Origin of the sequence: Mycobacterium sp., assembly GCF_035506235.1 — a bacterium.
GTDB lineage: Bacteria > Actinomycetota > Actinomycetes > Mycobacteriales > Mycobacteriaceae > Mycobacterium.
Genome location: NZ_DATJPU010000073.1, coordinates 1 through 2,069, shown reverse-complemented (window position 1 = coordinate 2,069; position 2,069 = coordinate 1). Strand labels below are relative to the sequence as shown.

Below are 2,069 nucleotides of genomic sequence, written 5' to 3'. Positions count from 1 at the left end.
CCGGCGGCATCCGGGCTGTGGCGCAGTTTGGTAGCGCACTTGACTGGGGGTCAAGTGGTCGCAGGTTCAAATCCTGTCAGCCCGACACACGAAAACCCGCTCTGACCAGTACCGGAGCGGGTTTCGAGTGTTTTGGTCACGTCGCCGAATCGCCCCGAACTTGCCAAGAACTTGCCAGGCGTCGGGCAGCGGACGTGGGTGCTCCCGGGCGGCGCGCATTCGGCGCACTGTCAGCCTGTGATCGCTGGGTGCTTCCCTAGTAGACGGTATGAGGAGGCTGGGGCCTCCGTTCACATGTGATCGTGGGTTGCCGACAGGAATTGGGTCCTGGCCGGTAGAGCCACAAGATGTGGGAGGCCCCAGTGAAGGTTCAGCGTACGAGCATCGGTTTGGATGTGCACGCACGATCGGTGGTGGCGTGCGGTTTGGATGGGGACACCGGTGAGGTGTTCGAGCGGCGGTTGTGTCCGGATCACCATGAAATCCTGGAATGGATTACAGGGTTGCCGGGGCCGGTGGCGGTTACCCTACGAGGCCGGTCCGACGGGGTTCGGGCTGGCCCGGGCACTGACGGTGGCCGGGATCGATTGCCGGGTGGCGGCGCCGTCGAAGTTGCAGCGCCCGGCCGGGGATCGGGTGAAGACCGACGCCCGTGACGCGGCGCATCTGGCTCGGCTGCTGCATCTGGGTCAGATCGTGGAGGTTGCGGTCCCGACAGTGGAGCAAGAAGCTGCCCGTGATGTGGTGCGCGCTCGGGAGGATTGCCGTCGGGATCTTTTGGCGGCGCGGCAGCGTGTGTCGAAACTTCTTCTGCGGCAAGGGATCGTCTATTCCGGTGGGAAAGCCTGGACCGGCAGGCATCAACTGTGGCTGCAAGCGCAGCGCTTTGACGCCGTCCCCTTGCAGTGGGCCTACGACACAGCGCTGGATACCTTGCTGGCCACCCTGGATCGGCGCGACCGCTTGGATGCGCGGATCGCCGAGTTGGCCATCGACAGTGTGTATGAGCCGGTGGTGCGGCGGTTGATGTGCCTTCGCGGGGTTTCGACCTTGACCGCGTTCGGGTTGGCCGTTGAGATTGGTGACTGGTCACGGTTGACAGGCCGCTCAATCGGCGCCTACGTGGGGTTGGTCCCGACCGAGTCGTCATCGGGAGCTACACGGTCGCAGGGGTCGATCACCAAGACCGGCAACGGTCATGTGCGCCGGTTGCTGATCGAGGCGGCCTGGCATCACCGCAAGCCCTACCAGCCTGGGAGCCCGACGCTGCGGCGGCGCTGGGATGCTGCCAGTCCGGCCGCGCGCGCCCGCGGGCAGCCGGCCAACCGCCGGCTCTATGAACGCTGGCGACGTTTCGATGCCCGCAGCAAACGCGCAGCGGTGGCTAACACCGCAATCGCCCGCGAACTGGCTGGCTGGTGCTGGTCGCTGGCGGTCCTGGACACCTGACCACCAGCCCCTCATTGTCCGAACATGCCCCCTGGTGGTGACGGCAACGGCCTGACAGTGACCCGCGAGCGCACTATGAGCAATCACCTTGCACCGCAACGGAAGATGACGCTCGACAACTAGAGCTGCGCGGCCCCACTGCAACCGAACAGTCCGTCCTGGCGGTAACCAACCCGCGAATATCAGAATTGACACCGGCGTCGATGCCCTCGACACGCTCGCCACCACCTCACAGCAAGTTCGGTCAACCGAAGCGAGCGCCCCGCGACGACGGTCCAGGGCGCCCGCTTCCCCCTGTCCACTTGACAAATTGCTCTACATATCAGTGGGCGCCCCTCGTGATGCTTCAGCTGTCCCGGTCTGAGGTCGAGTAATCGGTCCGCCACCGATCTCGATGAGAAACGCGGCTCTGATGTCGCTCCCTGGTTCGGGACGCCACGCAGGTCTAAGTTGGTGGCCTCACGTCGAACCGACATCGGGGCTATGCCCAGACCGTAGTCGTTGACGGTGTGCGGCGGCAGATTGTGGACGGCCGAAATCGGCCACGGCCGCCAAGACCGAAGCCCTATTACGTAACTTGCTCGGCAAGAGGACGCACGTCGAGCTGCGCAAGGCAGTAC

1 tRNA gene and 1 pseudogene are annotated in these 2,069 nt (G+C 64.7%); both read left to right on the top strand.

The annotated features are described in order from the left end of the window. Positions 1–11: 11 nt before the first annotated feature. Positions 12–85 (top strand) — tRNA-Pro (locus VMD50_RS06550). Between the two features lie 277 nt (positions 86–362). Continuing rightward, positions 363–1,449: pseudogene (locus tag VMD50_RS06545) on the top strand (IS110 family RNA-guided transposase). Positions 1,450–2,069 lie beyond the last annotated feature (620 nt).